The organism is Serratia sp. FGI94, assembly GCF_000330865.1.
In the GTDB taxonomy this organism is placed as follows: Bacteria; Pseudomonadota; Gammaproteobacteria; order Enterobacterales; family Enterobacteriaceae; genus Serratia_B; species Serratia_B rubidaea.
Window position 1 is genome coordinate 547,776 of the sequence record NC_020064.1, and the last position, 17,379, is coordinate 565,154.

Sequence of the window (17,379 nt, forward strand, 5' to 3'; positions counted from 1 at the left end):
ATAGAAGAAATGTGATGCCATTAACGCTGGCACGTTGATAATGGCCCGCCGAACCGGGAAAAACTTGACCGCAGAAGACAGATGGCCGCCGGCTAAGGTCAATTCAGGGAGTGAACGGGGGGAAGCGTCGGCTGCGGTCAACTTTCTCTGTCGCCGCGTCAAGCCAGCCAAAAAGGTTCAGCGCCATTCTGAAGCCACCTTCAGAAACAACGGAGCTGGACATGAGCGCGAAACAGTACGACACCCTGAGTAACGAGACGATCCTCCGGCTGGCCGATCGGGCGCTGGCCAACTATCCGCAATACGCGGGCGCCGCGGTCCGGCTGCTGTGCCGTTCGGAAAATGCCACCCTTCAGGTCACCCATGGCGGCAGCCGGTTTGCGCTGCGCATTCACCGTGGCGATTATCACGATCGGCAGGATATTGAAAGTGAGCTGCTCTGGCTGGATGCCCTGCGCGACGCCGGCATTGCGGTGCCGCAGGCGATCAGGGATGGCCGTGGCGAGCGGATCCAGCGCTTACCCCTGGCCGACGGCGGCCAGCGCTACAGCGTATTGTTTCACTGGATCGACGGGGAAATGCCGACAACCGGCATCGACCCGGCGGCCTTCCGTCAGCTGGGAAATATCACCGCGCAGCTACACCAGCACAGCCGCAGCTGGCAAAAGCCTGCGGGTTTTCGCCGCATTATCTGGGATCACCAGAGCATGGTGTCGGCGGCCAGCCACTGGGGAGACTGGCGCGACGCGCCCGGCCTCGATCCGCAGGCACATCAGCCGATAGAGGAGGTTATCCGGCACGTGGGCCGGCAGATGGCGGAATTTGGTCAGTCGCCGCAGCACTATGGGCTGATCCATGCGGATCTGCGCTTAACCAATCTGCTGTTACATCGTGGGGAAACCCGGGTGATTGATTTTGATGACTGCGGTATGGGGTGGTATCTGCATGATTTAGCCGCGGCCATCAGTTTTGTGGAGCACCACGCCAGCGCGCCGCAGTGGATCGAAAACTGGTTGCGCGGATATGAGCAGGTTGCGCATATCAGCGATCGGGAACTGGCGATCGTTCCGGCGATATTGATCCAGCGGCGCATCCAGCTGACCGCCTGGGTGGGCTCGCACCGGGAAACGGAGATGGCGCGCAGCCTGGGGGATGCCTGGAGCAGCGATACCGTGCGTTTGTGTCAACGCTATCTGGCCGGCGCGGCGTTACCGGTCGGCGTATGAACGCACACTCCTGGCGCATCCGGGGTGACCATGGTGCAAATCATCGGTGGCTGCTTTCATAATCTACTGATTATAAGAAAATTATGGTTGGTATATTTCTTGCTGGAGAACTGCTTATGCGTAGCCTTCAGTGGAATCAATCATGGCCATGATGCAATCAGACAGTGCGTTGTCTGCGCTCTCCGGCGCAACGAGTGGGAACCGCGGTGTGTTGTCGGCAGCCGCAACGGGACTCAGTGATTTCATCGGTTCCCAGGGAGGGGACGTTGACCGAATTTTCGGTATCAGCGGTATTGATCCCGAGAATCTCTCCTGCCCGACCCTGAGTCTGGATCTGGTGAGCTATTGCCGGGTGATGGAGGAGGCGGCCCACCTGGCCGTTTGCGATAATTTCGGGCTGTATTACGGCCAGCAGTTCCGGCCGCAGTCATTAGGGCTTATCGGCTATATCGGCCTGTGCTCGGCCACTCTCGAGCAGGCGCTGCGCAATCTGGTCAGCGCCTTTCCGTTTCATCAGCACAACACGCTGATCCAACTGACCGAACGCCATGACAGCTGGCAGCTGGACTATCAGGTGCGCCACGGGGCGATCCTCTCCCGGCGTCAGGATGCAGAGCTGACGTTGGGCATGTTTCTGAACCTTATCCGCCGCGCGGCGGGCAAGCACTGGGCGCCCAGAGAAGTGCATTTTGAACATCCGCGCCCGGAACAGTGGCACGAGCACTGTAAGGTATTTGACGCGCCGGTTTATTTTGAGCAGCCGTTTAACTCCATGATCATTAATAAAGCCGACGTTGCGCGCAAAATGCCCGATCACGATCCGATGCTGCTGCTGGTCATGCAGGATGCGATCCGGCGTCTGAGCGTGGATCCGGTGAGCCAGTGCTGCGTTCACCTGACCCGGACCGGCATCCAGCTGCAGCTGGTCAATGGCGAACCGTCGCTTGAGGCGGTTGCTGAAAAGCAGGGGCTTTCCGCCTGGTCTTTGCAGCGGCGCCTGCGTGAGGAAAATACCAGCTTCAGCGCGCAGGTTGATCAGGTGCGTAAAGAGATGGCGATCCACTACCTGCGGCAGCAGCATCTTTCCGTGTCGGAAATGGCGCTGTTGCTGGGGTATTCCGAGGTGAGCGCCTTTTCGCGGGCATTTCGCCGCTGGTTTGGCTGTAGCCCCCGCCACTACCGCCAGTCCAGGGCGGGTTAGCGGTTTTAATGCGGCGCATACGTGTAGCTCTGAGGCCGGAAAGAAACGTTAGAGGTGGCGGATTATAGCGTTCATATTTGCAATACGGGGAAGTTCAATCATTGTGGGAGCAATTAAAAATAGGGTTAGCTTGTTATATAAGAAAGTTCGTTGCTTAAAAATATTACGGGTTATGCGTAAGAGCTCACCGATTGACTGGCTTGGCTAAAAATGATCTTATTAAATCCTGTTCAGGACGACAGGGGTTTTTTATATGGAAAATGGACATGTAAATAAGGAAGGTTCACTGCGGCGTCTGACTTTAGGTGAAATAGCTCTAGCAATAACCGTTTTTGGTATTGCGATTGCCTATCACAAAGTTTGGATACATTGTGATAGCTATTTACCCTTTGGATTACAAAAGTCTAACGTCGCGATGGCACCTAATGGCGAGATTTATTTTAGAAAGCACCTCTATAAAGAAGATTTTTCTACAAGGCCACCAGATGAACAATATGTATTCATTCATGAAATGGCCCATGTTTGGCAATGCCAAAAAGGCATGTGGGTTAGGGCGAGAGGTTTCTTTAGTTGGGCGGTTAGTTATAATTATAAGCTAAATAAATCTAGACTCGGTGATTACCCGATGGAACAACAGGCATCTATCATTGCAGATTTCTTTTATATAAAAAACTATGGGTTGGGAAAATTTCATGGTTTTTATGGTAGGTGTTACATAGGACGTATAGATAAGAGTATCCTACCCATATATAAGTCAATGATGCATCATGCAGGATTATCCGTATGAAAAAAGCTTTTCTACTGACGCTACCATTGCTCCTTTCCGGCTGCTGGATGGGGGACAAATTCCCGCTGTATCCAGCGCAGGCCAGCGTGGTTAACAGCCGGGTGTGCGTCTTTGTTAATCAGGATGATATCGCCGCCAAAGGGGAAGATGTACGCAGGATTGCCATTTGGCACAACGCCAGCGGCGCTTATGTGTATGAAAAAGCCTATGGCGATAAGCTGAACAAACTCAGTTTAACGCCTGGCCAGTGCCTGCCGGGAATAGCGGAGTATAATTTTGTCCCGGAACAGGGGTACAGCGTGACGGTGAATACCGCGCACAACGCCTATATCGCTAACTTTGTGGTATCTAGGCAGGGCGAAGAGATAACGCTTAAGAAGAGATAAATTCCAGCTAAGCGCTTTAAGTGTTCCCCTGTTGACGCTGTGTACGGCGCGGGGAGCTATATGTTTTCCATGTGGGGATAATAATAACGATGAAAAGGATTTTTTGTCTTACGCCGTTGGTATTTTTACTCTCTGGCTGTTTCCATTTGGGTGACCCGCGCCCTCCCTTGATGCGGGCCAAAGTGCTGACGGTCGCGAATAAGGTGTGCATGATGGTGCAACCGAAAGGGGACGAGCAAATTGTGACGGTGAGTATCCGTGAAGTCGGAGACGATCGTCATGGCTTGGAAAAATATGACCTGAATCTTCCCGCATCAGTGAATAAGTGTGTTCCCACGTTCGACTACCCGTTTAAGGTGGGCAAGGCCTACGGCTTCTCGGTGATCCTTGAGTCGCCAGCCAAACTCAAACGAGGTGTTCAGCCTGCTGCGCGTATTTATGGCGTCAGCTTCAGCCTGTGGGAAAATAACGGCCAGTTGGAGGCCAACGAGTTGTAGCGGCAGGAAAGGGGAAAGCGAATACTTGGCGCCTATCTGTAACGGCATCAACTTCAGGGAGTGCAGACGTATGCAAAGAATCCTACCTGTAGCGGGCATGCTCTTTTTGCTGACAGGCTGTCCCGGCCCTGCGGACAGAGCCGTACCCCGTATCCCCGCCACCGTCGTTGTGAAGGACAACAGCATTTGCCCACTGTCGCCCATGCGGGCGGGCGAGCAGATAACCGCGCTGCAAATCTACAGCGATGCGGGTGATAAGTTGATTAAGCTGCTGGATGATGCCCCTGTCTATGTCCCACAAGACGGCTGTCTGCCACTATTTGGCTATGCATTTCTTCCCGGGAAAAATTACGTTGTCGCCTATGACGTAGCAGCCTTGAATCAGGCTGAGTCGCATTTGATTGTCGCTGAATTTTCTGTTTCCTCCGATCTCAGTGGCAAGATTAGCGTTGGCGATTGATTGCATATGATTACCGTCATCACGTGCTTGATGGGGCGCAACCACTTTTAAATCATGGCTGCGATAATGAAAAAATTACTGGTTGTTAGCGCATGCAGCATCTTCCTGACCGGTTGTATGCACCTGAACGATCCCAGACCAAAACATTTCCGGGCATCTGTCACCACCGTTGCTAACCAGGTTTGCATGATGGTGCAGCCGGAAGGTGATGAGAAGCTGATTAGCCTGACGATTAACGAGGTCGGCAATGATAAAAACCAACTCAGCAAGGTTTACTATGATGACGCGCTAACGATCCCGGCCGATACGTGCGTGCCCACTTTTGGTTACCTGTTTAAAGCCGGGAAAACCTACGGCTTCTCGGTAATCCTGGAGTCGCAGGCGAAAAGAAAACGGGGCATTCAACCCGCTTCGAGGGTCTACGGCGTCAGCTTTAGCCTGAGGGAAAACAACGGTCAGTTGGAAGCTAATACGCTGTAGCAGTAGAAAAGGGTAAACCAAGGTGAATGCTGGATTTATGCTCTTCAATGGCCACTGTCTAGTCTGGCTGCGGAGAGGTATAAAATGTTTGGTTATGTGGATAAGCAGTTCAAGGCAGTCAAGGGAGAACGCCTTCCCGCCCTTGGTTTTGAGTTCAAGTGTGGTAACGCTACAGGATAAAATTTATGGCAAGGAAGGCACTTTTACTGACGCTACCATTGCTCCTTTCCGGCTGCTGGATGGGGGACAAATTCCCGCTGTATCCAGCGCAGGCCAGCGTGGTTAACAGCCGGGTGTGCGTCTTTGTTAATCAGGATGATATCGCCGCCAAAGGGGAAGATGTACGCAGGATTACCATTTGGCACAACGCCAGCGGCGCTTATGTGTATGAAAAAGCCTATGGCGATAAGCTGAACAAACTCAGTTTAACGCCTGGCCAGTGCCAGCCGGGAATAGCGGAGTATAATTTTGTCCCGGAACAGGGGTATAGCGTGACGGTAAATACCGCGCACAACGCCTATATCGCTAACTTTGTGGTATCTAGGCAGGGCGAAGAGATAGCGCTTAAGAAGAGATAAATTCCAGCTAAGCGCCTTAAGTGTTCCTCTGTTGACGCTGTGTACGGCGCGGGGAGCTATATGTTTTCCATGTGGGGGTAATAATAACGATGAAAAGGATTTTTTGTCTTACGCCGTTGGTATTTTTACTCTCCGGCTGTTTTCATTTTGGTGACCCGCGGCCTCCCTTGATGCGGGCCAAAGTGCTGACGGTCGCGAATAAGGTGTGCATGATGGTGCAACCGAAAGGGGACGAGCAAATTGTGACGGTGAGTATCCGTGAAGTCGGAGACGATCGTCATGTCTTGGAAAAATATGACCTGAATCTTCCCGCCTCAGTGAATAAGTGTGTTCCCACGTTCGACTACCCGTTTAAGGTGGGCAAGGCCTACGGCTTCTCGGCGATCCTGGAGTCGCCGGCCAAACTCAAACGAGGCGTTCAACCCGCAGCGCGCATCTACGGCGTCAGCTTTAGCCTGTGGGAAAATAACGGCCAACTGGAGGCAAATGTGCTGCAATAGCGGGCACGGCTTTAACCGATTACGTCGAGTGAAGGAAAGGGAAAGATGGCGGCAGCATACTGGTGGCAAGATCTGCTGGATCGTAACAAGATCTGGCAAGGGCTGGAGCTGATAGTCCGAAAATCCGAGGGCGCGGGGCAGACGATGGAGATGCTCAGCGGCCACCATGGGCGCATGGCGCTGCAGGTACGGGGAGATAATCTGTTCTGGGCGTCGATGCTGAAAGATCACTCCGGCGTCTGGCTGGTGATGAACGTTGAGCATCCCGGGCAGCAAGGTCTTCTGCCGCCGGTAACCTCGCACGACGTGGAGTCGGTCAGAAACAAGGGACAGACGCAATGGACGGGCGAGTGGTGCCGCTATTTCGCCCGTCGGCTGCTGGACGTTTCCACGCCGCTGTTAGCCCCGGGCCGCTGGTTGCTAAGGCCGATGTTCTCATCTCAGGCGCAGGGCACGCCTTTGGCAAGCTGGCGTTTTGATGCGCCGGCCAGCAGTATGGATATGGGGTGTGACTGGTGCCTGTACGGCGAAGACTTTCCCGATCTGGCTGAACCGGTGAAGGTGCGTCTGGTTGATTGGTGGTGGGGCGGTAATTTACTGCTTGGCCGTTATCCGGTGCAGGCAGAGGCCGGGCGACTGAAATGGTGGCGCAAAAAGTGCCGCGAAGGTACGTTGCCGCCGATACTGGTCTGGTACATCGCCGGTCTGGCGTCGTTTGTGGTTCTGGACGGTCACTACCGCCTGCAGGCGGCGATAGAAGAGGGAATACCGCCGCAGTTTTTGGTGCTCAGCGAGCTGAAGGAACAGGCATTGGCTCCGGATCCGGAGCATCGGGCCCGGGTTGCCGGAGCGTTGGAGCAGCAGCTGCGTAAGAATCCCAAATGCAGCATAGACAGCGTCAACCAATCATTAATCAATCTGTACGATACCCGCTATCTGTACGCCGCCACCCACAGCCGCGCCGTTCTCGGTAATGGTGAGCGATGGGAGCAGGAGGTCAGCGCCTATCTGCTGCGCCATCAGCTTGGCGGCGATCTGGACAATATTCTTAACCGGGTTAACGATTAGACATGCCTTCAGCATTCATCAGGCGCAGCCCCAGGCTGCGCCCGTCATGCTGGTCCTACCCCTTCAGTGATGCGCCGTGGGTTTTGATCACCTGCTGATACCAGCAGAAGCTGTCCTTACGGCTGCGGTTCAGCGTGCCGGAGCCGTCCTGGTTCAGGTCAACGTGGATAAAGCCGTAGCGTTTGCCGACCTCCGCCTTGGAGGCGCTGATCAAATCTATCGGTCCCCATGAGGTATAGCCCATCAGCGCCACGCCGTCGTCGATTGCCTCGCGCACCTGCACCAGATGGTCGTTCAGGTAGCTGATGCGGTAGTCGTCGTGGATCTGGCCGTCGGCGGCCGGCTGGTCATTGGCGCCCAGGCCGTTCTCCACGATAAACAGCGGCTTCTGGTAGCGATCCCACAGCGTATTGAGCAGCGTGCGCAGGCCGAGCGGGTCAATTTGCCAGCCCCATTCGGAGCTTGCCAGATGCGGGTTGGGCACCATATCCAGAATATTGCCGCGTAGTTTCTCCACCAGCGTCGGATCGGCGGTGACGCAGCCGGTCATATAGTAGCTGAAAGAGATAAAATCGACGGTGTGGCGCAGTGCCGCCAGATCTTCCGGCGTAATCTGCAGGCTGATGTCCTGCTCGCGGAAGTAACGCTGCATATAGCCGGGGTAGGCGCCGCGGCACTGCACGTCGCCAAAGAACAGCCAGCTGCGGTTGTCCTGCAGCGTGGCGAATACGTCCTCCGGCTTGCAGGAGAGTGGATAGGTCAGGCCGCCCAGCAGCATGTTGCCGATGCGCGCGTCCGGAATCAGCTCGTGGCAGGCCTTCACCGCCAGGCCGCTGGCCACCAGTTGGTGATGAATGGCCTGATACACCGCCGCGCGGCTGCTGCCTTCCGGCAGGCCGACGCCGGTCATCGGTGCGTGCAGCGACATATTAATCTCATTAAAGGTCAGCCACAGCTTGACCTTGTCGCGGTAGCGGCTGAACACCGTGCGGGCGTAATGCTCAAAGAAGGCGATGACTTTACGGTTGCCCCAGCCGCCATAGTTCTCCACCAGCCCCCAGGGCATCTCGTAGTGCGACAGCGTCACCATCGGCTGAATATTGTGGCGCGCCAGCTCATCGAACAGCTTGTCGTACCAGGCTAAGCCGGCTTCGTTCGGTTCCTGCTCGTCGCCCTGCGGGAAAATACGCGACCAGGCGATGGAGACCCGCAGGCAGCTAAAGCCCATCTCGGCGAACAGGGCGATATCTTGCGGATAGCGGTGATAAAAATCGATGGCGACGTCCTTAATGCTGAAGTCGCCGGGCGTGCGTTCGCGCACCGGGCCGAATACACCGTTCGGCATCATGTCCGAGGTCGACAGCCCTTTGCCGTCCTCCAGATAGGCGCCTTCAACCTGGTTGGCTGCCAGCGCGCCGCCCCATAAAAAATCGTCCGGGAATGTCTTAGTCATGGTTATCTCCTTTGTTGTTGCGCGTAACGTGCAGGAATGCCGAACCCGCTCGTACATCAGGGGTCGGGCTGACGCTTTCCACGCCGGCGTAGTCCTCGCTGTTGCTGATAATCACCGGGGTGCTGAGGTCGTAGCCGGCGCGCAGGATCGCCTCGCGGTCAAATTCCACCAGCAGATCGCCGGGGGCGATTTTGTCGCCCTCTTTGATATGGGCGGTAAAGTGTTCGCCGTTCAGTTTTACCGTGTCGATGCCGACGTGGATCAGTACCTCGATGCCGCTGTCGCTCAACAGGCCGAGGGCGTGTTTGGTGGAAAACAGCGATGCCACCTCGCCATGGAACGGCGCCACCACCCGCCCTTCGGCGGGAATGATCGCTGCGCCCTGGCCCATCAGGCCGCTGGCGAAGGTCGGGTCCGGCACCGTATCCAGCGCGACGGCGACGCCGGTCAGCGGCGCCAGAACTGCGTCCGCGTCGGCCAGCGCCGTCGGCGTTGCTTCTGCGGCGGCGGGCTGCATCGGCAGGCCGGCAAACAGCGTCAGCAGCGCGGCGAGGGTAAACGACAGCGCCACGCCGGCCATTGCGCCCCATACCGTGGCGTCCAGGCCGGTCGGCGGGATCATCTGCGCCAGCGCAAAGATGCTGGCCAGGCCGAGGGAGTACACCTTGCTCTGGCTGAAGGCGACGATCGCCCCGCCCAGCGCCCCGCCGACGCAGCCGAAAATAAACGGGCGGCGGTTCGGCAGGGTGACGCCGTACACCGCCGGCTCGGTAATGCCGAACACGCCGGCGATGGCACCGGAGCCAGCCAGCGCCTTCAGACGTGGGTCGCGGGTTTTCAGGAACACGCCGAGCGCGGCGCCCACCTGGCCAAACACCGCCGGCAACAGGATCGCCATCATCGGGTCATAGCCCAGCACCGCCACGTTGTTCATCATCAGTGGCACCAGCCCCCAGTGCAGGCCGAAGATCACGCATACCTGCCACAGCGCACCGAGAATGCCGCCCGCCAGCCACGGCGCAAAGTGGTAGACTCGCTGGAAGCCGGCGGCCAGCAGCTCGCCCAGCCCGGTGGCCAGCGGGCCGATGGCCAGAAACGTCAGCGGCACCACCACCGCCAGGCAGATCAGCGGCGTGAAGAAGTTTTTTACCGCCGATGGCATCACCTTGTTGCACTGGCGTTCCAGCCAGCAGCAGAACCAGGCGGAGGCGATAATCGGGATCACCGACGAGGCGTAGTTAATCAGCACCACCGGGATGCCAAAGAAGCTGAGGGATTCGCCGCTGGCGGTCGCCTGAAAGGCTTCCAGCATCAGCGGGTGCACCAGCGCGCCGCCGACCACCATGGTCAGGAACGGGTTGCCGCCGAACTTTTTCCCGGCGGTGTAGCCCAGCACAATCGGCAGAAAGTAGAACAGTGCGTCACTGGCGGCGAACAGCATGCGGTAGGCGCCGCTGCTCTCGTTCAGCACGCCGGTCGCCAGGCTGAGCGCCAGGCAGCCTTTTAGAATGCCGGAGGCCGCCATCACGCCGAGGAACGGGGTGAAAATGCCGGATACCACATCGATAAAGCGCGCCAGTAGCCCGGATTTTTCCTGCGGCGGCGGCGGTGCGGCGGCCGACTCGTCGTTCAGCCCCGCGGCGCGGCAGACCGCCTGATACACCTCGTGCACATGGTTGCCGATCACCACCTGAAACTGCCCGCCGCTTTCAACCACCATAATCACTCCGGGGTGGTTTTTTAGCCCTGTGGCGTCCGCCTGCGCCGGGTCGCTGAGTTTAAAGCGCAGCCGGGTTGCGCAGTGTACCAGGCTGATGATGTTTTCCCGCCCGCCGACGCCTTGCAGAATGTCGCCGGCCAACTCCTGATAGTTCATAGTTCTTCCTAATTGTTTCTCTGAGGTGTAACAGCCGGCGGCCACGCCGGGCTTTGCCTGCAAGCGCACTGAGCATCCATAGCTTCGGCAGGTGTGCGCCTCCTGACGGTCTGGGCGTCGGGAGGGGCGGGCATTACTTGTTCAGTAACGCTTCATACTTCAACTGGTAGTGTGGGGCGTTCCAGACGCCGTCAAACAAGGTGTAGGTGATATAGCCTTTATTCAGCCAGCCGCTGTCGGTATCGGCGGTGGAAGGGGCCAGCGATTCGGCCGTGATCAACTGTTTCGCCGTACCGTCTGCCTGCAGCTGGTAGCCAATTTGTGGCATCGGATGCCGTTCATTGTCGACATAGCGCACGCCTTTGATCTCCGCGGCCGGCAGCGCCGGATAGTTGATGCTCAGCCCGGAACCTTGCGGCAATACGGGCTGGCCGGCTTGCCGCGCGGCGTTGAGTTTATCCACCAGGTTGACTACGTAGTCCACGGAGTCCGGCCAGTATTTTTGCGTGCTGGGCCAGTGGTTTTTGCTTTCCTCTTCGGTCAGGCGGTAGCCGATGCTGGCGGCGATGGCCGGAAAGCCGTAGCGCAGTGCGCGAACCGCCGCATTGACGGTGCCGGAGTTAACCTGCGCCATGCCTGTGTTTGGGCCGTCGTTGACGCCGGAGATCACCAGATCGGGCGGTGCGTCTTTGAGTACGCCCCATAGGCCGAAGTCCACCGCGTCGGCAGGCGTGCCGGGGAAGCAGTAGCGTTTGTCGGCGATCTTGTGGACATCAAACACCTTACCGGGCTTAAAGGTGATGGCAGAGCCAATGCCGCTCTGGTTGGTGGATGGCGCCACCAGCCAGACGTCATAGCCTTTGGCGGCCAGCTTGTCCTGCAGCGAGGTGGTGCCGACGGATTTGCAACCGTCGTCGTTGATAAGCAGAATTTTCATTGGCTTTTCAGCCGCCAGCGCGGGGGATGTCAGTAGGGCAAGCAAGGTTGCCGTTAGGATTTTTCTTTTCATGGGGTCTCCTTGGTAGGCTGTGGCCTGAATGCAGCGCAAAAAAAAACCTAAGAAACCTGTGCGCAACGCGTTGCGACAAGTCTCTTAGGTTTTGCCCGTGTACAGTAACAATCCTAGATCGAAGGGGAAATTACTCCCTGCCCGACAAATAGTCCAGTGGGAGGATATTTAATCTGTGACAGGGATCAATAAACAATTTTATCAGGATGAGTAACAGAAACTCTTAAGAGTAAACGTTTTGTTTACTCTTTTAAATTGATTCTATGTTGTGAAGATAATTCTGGTGGTTTGGTCTAATGGTTCTGATTTATTTAATTTTTCATTTATTATGATGCAATAGAGTAAACTTGCTGGCATTGTTATATGAGAAAGATCACAGTTCCGTTTTTAGCCAGAGAAAAGGCTTGTATTACTCTGCAGACCCGGTGTTAATATTCCATTGAGTTGGATTGTTACTGTTCTTACAGGCAAAACCTACGTCGGCCAATCGCGTCATTGTTTTATGCAATGTCCGTATTATCCGGCGTAGGTTTTTTTGTTTCCAGCACCAGGGAATTCTATTAATGGATGGCATAAAAATGAAAAAATGGTTGGCAGTATTCGTGATGTGTAGCGGTATGGCGGCTGGCGCAGCGGCGGAAAATACGCCGCCGCAGACTGACGAGGCGATCGCCATCTATTTCGCCCGTCATGGCAAAACGCTGTTTAACACCTTCGATCGCGTTCAGGGTTGGGCGGACTCGCCGCTGACCGAAGACGGCATTCGCGTGGCGCGCTATCTGGGCGAGGGACTGAAGGGCATCAAGTTCGACAGCTATTACTCCAGCGACGCCGGCCGCCAGCGTGAAACCATGGCGGTGATTTTACACCAGGCGGGCGTCAAGGATTATCAGTTGACCGAGCTGCCCGGCCTGCGTGAGGCCTTCTTCGGCGGCTTTGAGGGCGGCTGGAATAAAGATATGGCGGACGCCGGCGCGCGGCAGTTGGGGATGAAAGACGGCGGCGAGATGTTCAATAAAATGAAGGCGGGCGAACTGATGCAGGACCAGAGTCAGAACGCGCTGGCCGCGGCGGACCCGAAAGGGCTGGCGGAAAACTACCAGCAGGTGAAGCAGCGCACGCAGGCGGCGCTGCACACCATCGTAGATAACGCCAAGGCGCGCGGCGAGAAGAATGTACTGGCGATCTCCTCCGGCACCTCCATGCAGATTATGATTTCCGACCTGACCACGGATCCAGCCAGAAACAAGCCGCTGTCCAACGCCGCGGTGGTCAAAGTGGTTTATCAAAACGGTAAATATACGGTGCCGGAAATTGGATCCATGAAATATGTCGAGGCCGGTAAGCAGGCGTTCGATAATAACAAGTAATTATAAATACAATTAAACATTTCAAGGATGAGTAGGCCAGGGTGAATAACCCCTGGCCGGGATTGCTACGATTATATTCTGGGGATTAATAATGAAAATTAATTTATTGGCCGTCGCGTTAGCGGTATGGGTTATTCCCGTCTGCGGCTGGTCGTCAGTTGATGCGCGTATGCAGGAGAAAGGGGTTATTGATCGGGCGCTGGCGGATCCTTTTTTTAACCAGTCGCAGATGACACTGTCGCTGAAAAATTATTGGAAATATCTCAAGGAAGACAGCATCGATCCGAAAAAGGTGCATAACGCCTGGGGGCAGGGTGTGGCCGTGGATTATCAGTCCGGCTATTTTGCCGATATCTTTGGCGTGGACGTCACCTATTATGGCGCAGTCAAGCTGGGGGCCAGTGATTATTTCAACACCCGCGGCGTGCTGTATAACAACGGCAGCGGTAATGATAAAAATAACGCCGAGGGCTACAGCAAATTCGGCCAGCGTAACCTGAAGCTGAAATCCTCGCTGGCCGGCGCACAGCTGCACGCCCGATGGGGCTGGCAGACGATGAAAAACGTCGGCGTAATCTCCAACTCCACGCGCCTGTCGCCCATCACCTATCTGGGCTGGCTGGGTTCGGTCAACTATGATGCGCTGACCCTGCGCGGTGCCTATATCGAAAGCTCCATGGACCGTAACTCGCCGGATAAAAAGCGTTTTCAGACCAATAGCGGCAACTATATCAACCACATCGCCAGCGGCGACCTGCTGTGGAAAAGCGATGGGCTGAGCCTGCAGTATGGCTACGGTGAAAGCGATAACTACCTGCGCCGCCAGCTGCTGATAGCGCAGATGATGCCGAACAAACGGCTGAAAGTCGGCGCACAGGTTTACGGCACCCGCGCGCTGGAAGCGTACAAAGCGATGCCGGCCGGTAAGCGCGACTTCGATCGCAACGCCTGGCACTACACGCTGGAGGGCAGCTGGCGGGCGGACAATTGGAGCAGCAAGTGGGGGCTGGGCTACACCCAGGCCAGAAAAGAGCACGAGGTCGGGTTCTATCCGCGCCATATGAGTAAAAACTCCCGCGGCACCTTCGGTTCGATGGCGTTCGCCGGCGATGACTATATGCGCGACGGCGAGGTGATGCTGGCGAATATCTCGGACTATAAGCTGACGCCGGAGCTGGCGGTGGGGTTGGCCGCTATCGCTGGTCAGTTCAGCTACCGGGGCAACCACGTGCGCAGCGGCGAGGTCAGCGCCTTTACCCGCTGGGCGCCTGCCCATGGCAAACTCAACAACCTGACCGTGTGGACCATGTTCGGCCCGGGCTGGTCGTATAAGGCCCGCGGTAAAACGCCGCAGCTGAACGAGGACGGCCGCTATATGCGTTCCCATACCCTCTCGTCTGAGGTGATTATCGAGTACAAATTCAAACTGTTCTGATGCGAACGGAGCAGCGTCGGGAGGTGTCAGTTTTTCCCCACCTTCCGGCGCGCTTTTTATTCGCGATCCTGCTCACGTTTCTCCCGCTGCAAACGTCAGTGCGCGGCGGAAAATGGTAAATTGCAGGCGTGGATTGTTACTGCTAAACGCAGGCAAAACCTGATTTCCTGGCGTTCGCCGGGGTCAGGTTTTTTTGTTTCCGGGGTTCAGATGAAAATCGCCAAAATACTCAATAATAATGTGGTGGTGGTTCTGGGTGAGCATCAGCGTGAACAGGTGGTGATGGGGCGCGGGCTGGCGTTTCAGAAGCGCGTGGGCGATGTGCTGGATACGGCTCAGATTGAAAAGGTGTTTGCGCTGCAGAGCGACGAACTGGTCAGCCGGCTGGGCGAGCTGCTCAGCCAGATCCCGCTGGAGGTGATGACCGCCTGCGACCGTATTATCGAGCTGGCGCGCGCGCGGCTGGGTAAGCTGCAGGAGAGCCTGTATATCACCCTGACTGACCACTGCCACTACGCCATTGAGCGGCAGAAGAGCGGGCTGGCGATCAAGAACGCGCTGCTGTGGGAAACCCGGCGTCTCTATCCGAAGGAGTTTGAGCTGGGGCAGGAGGCGCGGGCGATCATCGCCCGGCGGCTCGGCGTGGAGCTGGACGAGGACGAGGCCGGGTTCATCGCCCTGCATCTGGTCACCGCGCAGCTGAACAGCGCCATGCCGGAGGTGATGCACGTTACCCGGGTGATGCAGGAGATCCTGCAGCTGGTGAAGTATCAGCTGCGGCTGGAGTACGATGAGGATTCCCTCAGCTACCAGCGCTTTGTTACCCACCTGAAGTTTTTTGCCCAGCGTATGCTGACGCGCACCGTGGTGCCGGACGACGACGTCACGCTGCACGGCGCGGTGAAGGACAACTACGCCAAGGCCTGGAAGTGCGCAGAGAAAATTGCGCGCCATCTGCGCGCCGGTTATCAGCGCGAGCTGACGACGGAGGAGATTATGTTTTTAACCATCCATATCGAGCGGGTGCGGAAAGAGGGCAATAAGAGAACGGGTAACTGATCCTGCTGATACTTTACCCGTTTTCCCCGGTTTTTAACGCCCCCGCCTTGATATGGCATGTCGGCAGCCGCACGCGCCGCTGTCTTAGAAAAACTCATCCAGCAGCCGGTAATACTCCAGCCGCGCCTCATCCGGCACGATGCCGTACGCCCGGAAAAACGGCGCCACCCAGTCGCTGCCCAGGTTGTAGCCAATGCTGCGTGACGCCAGGGCCAGATCCTGATAGCGGTCGGCACAGCCCAGCCGGCCGCAGTCGATAAAGCCGCTGAAGCGATCGCCGTCCGCCATCAGGTTAGGCAGGCACGGGTCGCCGTGGGCCACCACCCAATCTTCCGTCTCCGGCGCGGGGCGCTCGGCCAGCAGCGTGGCGAACAGTTCGGCGGCGGATTTACCCAGCCGGCTGGCGTCGAAGTCCGACTCGTCCACCAGGCCGGCCTGCAGGTGCTGCTGTGCCAGCGGGATTTGCACGCTCAGGCGCTGGTCGAACGGGCAGCCGTGGTAAGGCAGGGTATGCAGCCGGCGCAGCGCCTGCGCCATAATGGCGACCACCCGTTCAGGCGGCAGCGTCGGTTCTGAGGCCAGGTCTCGTCCCGGCAGGGCGCTCATCAGCAGCCAGTGATGCCCGGCGTGGCGGGTAAACTCCACCACCTCCGGCACCGCCAGCCCCTGCCGGCGCATCCACTTCAGCTTTTCCACCTCGGCCGGCAGCTCGCTGAACGCATTGGCCCGTTCTGATTTTAAAAACAGATCCCCAGCGTGCCGCCGCAGGCGGAAAACGTCCGCATCGGAGCGGCCGATATGCTGCCGCTCAAGGCGGCCCTGTTCCAGCAGCGGTTGCCAGGTCGGGGGGAAGAGCGGGGGGTTATCGTTGATGGTCATGGGAGCCTCGCATAGCGTGTCTTTATGATAGCGCCCATAAATCATCCCAAACTTTGAGGGCTGCAAATGAGAGATTTGTGTTAAGCGACACCAAGAAAAATATTTTTTCTATGGTATGCCATATGTTCTGCATCAGGCGGTGAGCTGGTGGGCGTTCGAATTGCTTGACCCTCATACTTTTCAAAATTATCCCGATAGGCAGAACTTTTCAGTTTCTTTAGTTGTGGCGATAACATCAATTCCAGGTGTTCGTTAAAGGTGATAAACCCGCGATCAAAGGCCTTATCATGTAGGTTAGAGAGGCAAAGACCGTTATTGGGGTTGAGTCGATGTTCAACGGCATCTTTCCAGGGGCGGATATGGCTGGCAATCAGTAGGGCTGGTTCTTCAAGTCCCGTAAGGCAACAGCGATATTCATAAACGGCCAGGACGTTTTTACGGAATAAGTTCTGGTCAATGCGTGTTCTAACCATTGCGAGGCGCTCATTACCCGTAAAATCTTTAATGTCTGTATCAGCAGCCGTTGTGTTTAGCCCTGCTAGGTGTGCTGTGGCTTGGTGACAGTGTTGATTGAAGGCTTCGGGATCTTGACGCATCTCTTGCCATAATTCGCGGTCGGCATTAGAGGCGCCCTTTAGGCCGCTGCGTCCAGACTCTGTAATGAACGGATCCAAACTGGCAAGGTTAACCAGCTTCATTGCCAATGCTGACGGTGTACGCCCAATCTGTTTGGCATAATGAATAATTTCAGGGTTTTTGGAGTGCAGTTTGCCAAAGGGAATCTGGCTGTACAGGGTAAAAGCGAGGAGTAGTTCCTCCCGAGTCCAACGGCGTGTTGCAGTCATACAGCAGTCCAGTAGTTAATTCATCGAGTTAGCGAATCTTTTAACTATGCCATCGTGAGTTGAATATGACTACTCTTGCGAATGTTTTGCCAATATCAATCATCGATGCTTTTACTTTTGATACAGGTTGTTAATTTATTAGAACAAATAGCGTTCAAGGTGATTTAATTGCAATTTATTTAGCCTCAATGAACGTTTTTCTTACGTCCGATCGCTGTATTAACTACCGTTCCCACGCTCCTCATCACGGCTTTTACCTAGCCGGGAGCA

Annotated in this window: 18 protein-coding genes; 13 read left to right on the forward strand and 5 right to left on the reverse strand. The window is 56.2% G+C overall.

Going from position 1 to position 17,379, the window contains the following annotated elements:
- Positions 1-221: 221 nt before the first annotated feature.
- The 10 genes from D781_RS02420 to D781_RS02460 all read left to right on the forward strand — a co-directional run bounded on the left by D781_RS02420 (position 222) and on the right by D781_RS02460 (position 7,183).
- Complete coding sequence (locus D781_RS02420; protein WP_015670718.1) at positions 222-1,226, forward strand: phosphotransferase; 1,005 nt, start codon at positions 222-224, stop codon at positions 1,224-1,226.
- Between the two features lie 151 nt (positions 1,227-1,377).
- Entirely contained in the window at positions 1,378-2,427 is a 1,050-nt protein-coding gene (locus D781_RS02425) for an AraC family transcriptional regulator (protein ID WP_199557149.1), read from the forward strand.
- A 253-nt stretch (positions 2,428-2,680) separates the two neighbouring features.
- Positions 2,681-3,214: a hypothetical protein gene (locus D781_RS22420; protein WP_015670720.1), complete on the forward strand. Its 534-nt coding sequence runs from the start codon at positions 2,681-2,683 to the stop codon at positions 3,212-3,214.
- Positions 3,211-3,600 (forward strand): putative T6SS immunity periplasmic lipoprotein, encoded by a 390-nt coding sequence (locus D781_RS02430; RefSeq protein ID WP_015670721.1) that lies wholly within the window; start codon positions 3,211-3,213, stop codon positions 3,598-3,600. Before D781_RS22420 ends, D781_RS02430 begins: the two co-directional genes overlap by 4 nt.
- 89 nt (positions 3,601-3,689) lie before the next feature.
- Complete coding sequence (locus D781_RS02435) at positions 3,690-4,097, forward strand: putative T6SS immunity periplasmic lipoprotein (RefSeq protein ID WP_015670722.1); 408 nt, start codon at positions 3,690-3,692, stop codon at positions 4,095-4,097.
- 70 nt (positions 4,098-4,167) lie between these two features.
- Positions 4,168-4,557 (forward strand): putative T6SS immunity periplasmic lipoprotein, encoded by a 390-nt coding sequence (locus D781_RS02440; protein WP_015670723.1) that lies wholly within the window; start codon positions 4,168-4,170, stop codon positions 4,555-4,557.
- Positions 4,558-4,623: 66 nt separating this feature from the next.
- Positions 4,624-5,037 (forward strand): putative T6SS immunity periplasmic lipoprotein, encoded by a 414-nt coding sequence (locus tag D781_RS02445; RefSeq protein ID WP_041411705.1) that lies wholly within the window; start codon positions 4,624-4,626, stop codon positions 5,035-5,037.
- Between the two features lie 185 nt (positions 5,038-5,222).
- Complete coding sequence (locus tag D781_RS02450) at positions 5,223-5,615, forward strand: putative T6SS immunity periplasmic lipoprotein (RefSeq protein ID WP_015670725.1); 393 nt, start codon at positions 5,223-5,225, stop codon at positions 5,613-5,615.
- Positions 5,616-5,704: 89 nt separating this feature from the next.
- Complete coding sequence (locus tag D781_RS02455) at positions 5,705-6,115, forward strand: putative T6SS immunity periplasmic lipoprotein (RefSeq protein WP_080062373.1); 411 nt, start codon at positions 5,705-5,707, stop codon at positions 6,113-6,115.
- A gap of 45 nt (positions 6,116-6,160) precedes the next feature.
- Complete coding sequence (locus D781_RS02460) at positions 6,161-7,183, forward strand: hypothetical protein (protein WP_015670727.1); 1,023 nt, start codon at positions 6,161-6,163, stop codon at positions 7,181-7,183.
- Positions 7,184-7,238: 55 nt separating this feature from the next.
- Here D781_RS02460 and D781_RS02465 read toward each other — a convergent pair whose 3' ends face one another.
- The 3 genes from D781_RS02465 to surE form a co-directional block, all read right to left on the reverse strand.
- Positions 7,239-8,636 (reverse strand): family 1 glycosylhydrolase, encoded by a 1,398-nt coding sequence (locus D781_RS02465; RefSeq protein WP_015670728.1) that lies wholly within the window; start codon positions 8,634-8,636, stop codon positions 7,239-7,241.
- Positions 8,629-10,512: a PTS beta-glucoside transporter subunit IIABC gene (gene bglF, locus D781_RS02470; protein WP_015670729.1), complete on the reverse strand. Its 1,884-nt coding sequence runs from the start codon at positions 10,510-10,512 to the stop codon at positions 8,629-8,631. Before bglF ends, D781_RS02465 begins: the two co-directional genes overlap by 8 nt.
- A 133-nt stretch (positions 10,513-10,645) precedes the next feature.
- A complete protein-coding gene (surE, locus tag D781_RS02475; protein ID WP_015670730.1) occupies positions 10,646-11,521 on the reverse strand; it encodes a 5'/3'-nucleotidase SurE in 876 nt (291 codons plus the stop codon).
- A 578-nt stretch (positions 11,522-12,099) separates the two neighbouring features.
- Between surE and D781_RS02480 the strand changes: the two genes are divergently transcribed.
- From D781_RS02480 to bglG, 3 genes are all read left to right on the forward strand, one after another.
- A complete protein-coding gene (locus D781_RS02480; protein WP_015670731.1) occupies positions 12,100-12,891 on the forward strand; it encodes a histidine phosphatase family protein in 792 nt (263 codons plus the stop codon).
- Between the two features lie 91 nt (positions 12,892-12,982).
- The gene (locus D781_RS02485) at positions 12,983-14,326 is read left to right on the forward strand and encodes an OprD family outer membrane porin (RefSeq protein ID WP_015670732.1); all 1,344 of its coding nucleotides are present in this window, start codon (positions 12,983-12,985) and stop codon (positions 14,324-14,326) included.
- A 210-nt stretch (positions 14,327-14,536) separates the two neighbouring features.
- Positions 14,537-15,385: a transcriptional antiterminator BglG gene (gene bglG, locus D781_RS02490; RefSeq protein ID WP_015670733.1), complete on the forward strand. Its 849-nt coding sequence runs from the start codon at positions 14,537-14,539 to the stop codon at positions 15,383-15,385.
- Positions 15,386-15,469: 84 nt separating this feature from the next.
- Here bglG and D781_RS02495 read toward each other — a convergent pair whose 3' ends face one another.
- Positions 15,470-16,264 (reverse strand): APH(3') family aminoglycoside O-phosphotransferase, encoded by a 795-nt coding sequence (locus D781_RS02495; protein WP_015670734.1) that lies wholly within the window; start codon positions 16,262-16,264, stop codon positions 15,470-15,472.
- 80 nt (positions 16,265-16,344) lie between these two features.
- Positions 16,345-17,109 carry an HNH endonuclease gene (locus tag D781_RS02500; protein ID WP_015670735.1) on the reverse strand — a complete coding sequence of 255 codons (765 nt, stop codon included), beginning with the start codon at positions 17,107-17,109 and terminating at the stop codon, positions 16,345-16,347.
- Between the last annotated feature and the right edge of the window lie 270 nt (positions 17,110-17,379).